Annotated in this window: 1 protein-coding gene; it reads left to right on the top strand. The window is 68.5% G+C overall.

Translation table 11 applies throughout. From position 1 onward, the window contains the following. The first annotated feature begins 245 nt into the window (after positions 1–245). On the top strand, positions 246–1,499 hold the full coding sequence (locus AB0F81_RS51250) for an IS110 family transposase (protein WP_360211773.1): 1,254 nt from the start codon (positions 246–248) through the stop codon (positions 1,497–1,499). Positions 1,500–1,520 lie beyond the last annotated feature (21 nt).

Genomic DNA, 1,520 nt, shown 5'->3' with positions numbered 1-1,520 from the left:
GGTCACTAGGGCACCATCCTTTCGACGAGATCTTGGTTGTAAGGTCTCGCCGGAACTCGGCGAGGATCGGGAGATGGCCTGTGGTGGTCGCCCTTCGAGGGCCTGTATGACACCGCCACTCCTGGTCCTTGCCGGGGCTGCCGACCGGCAACAGGGAGATGCGCCGTAGAGCGCCGGTTAGTGACCACCCGGCAGACAGCCCCGCTCGCCGAGTCACGTCGCTGCCAGCGTTTGTAGGAGTTGTGTTGTCTCTCAACGTCGAAGAAGCATCGTTCTTCGTCGGGATCGACTGGGCCGCCGAGATCCACGCCGTGTGCGTGCAGGACGAGGCCGGCCGCAAGGTCGCCGTGTTCACCGTCGCGCACACCGCCGACGGTCTGACCGCTCTGGTGCGGCGCCTGTCGCGCATCGGTGAGCCCGAGACCATGCCGATCGGCATCGAACGCCCGGACGGGCGGCTGGTCGACGTGCTGCTCGAGGCCGGGCACCCGGTGGTGCCGGTCAAGCCGAACGCGATCAAGGCCTGGCGTGACGGTGAGGTGCTCTCCGGCGCCAAGTCCGACGCCGGTGACGCCGAGATCATCGCCGAGTACCTGCGGCTGCGCCGGCACCGGCTGCGGCTGGCCACTCCGTACTCGGTCCAGACGAAGGCGCTGCGGACCGCGGTCCGCACCCGCGGCGATCTGGTCGAGATGCGCGTCGCCGCCGGCAACCAGCTGTCCGCGCTGCTCGACGCGCACTGGCCCGGCGCCAAGACGATCTTCGCCGACGTGACGTCGCCGATAGCTCTGCAGTTCCTGACCCGCTACCCGAGCGCCCGGGACGCCCAGAACCTGAACGCCAAACGCCTGAGCTCGTTCTGCGCCAAGCACGGCTATTCCGGCCGTCGCAGCGGCGAGCAGTTGCTCGCCCGGCTGCGTGGCGCACCCACAGCAACGATCGACGAAACGCTCTGCGAGGCGGTCCGCGACGCCGTCCTCGCACTGGTCAACGTGCTGAAAGCCCTGGTCGGCTCGATCAAGGACCTGGACCGCAAGGTGAGCGCCGCACTCGGGGAGCACCCGGACGGCGAGATCTTCACGTCGCTGCCAAGGTCTGGTCAAATCAACGCCGCCCAGATGCTCGCCGAGTGGGGCGACTGCCGGCAAGCCTACGACAGCCCCGATGCCGTCGCCGCGCTGGCCGGAGCCAGCCCGGTCACCAACCAGTCCGGCCGGCACCGGGCGGTGCACTTCCGCTGGGCCTGCAACAAACGCTTCCGCGTCGCGATCACCACGTTCGCCGACAACAGCCGTCACACCAGCCCTTGGGCGGCCAAGGTCTACGCCGACGCCCGAGCCCGCGGGCACGACCATCCGCACGCCGTCCGCGTGCTCGCCCGCGCCTGGATTCGCGTGATCTGGCGTTGCTGGCAAGACCGCGTCGCCTACGATCCCGCCCGGCACGGCAACGCCGTACGCCTCATTCAACCTGGACAAAACGATCTGCTCGCTGCCTGAGGTTGACACAGGGAGTGTCAT

It is taken from the genome of Actinoplanes sp. NPDC024001 (genome assembly GCF_040638955.1).
Taxonomy (GTDB): domain Bacteria; phylum Actinomycetota; class Actinomycetes; order Mycobacteriales; family Micromonosporaceae; genus Actinoplanes.
This window is presented reverse-complemented; position numbering and strand designations above follow the sequence as displayed.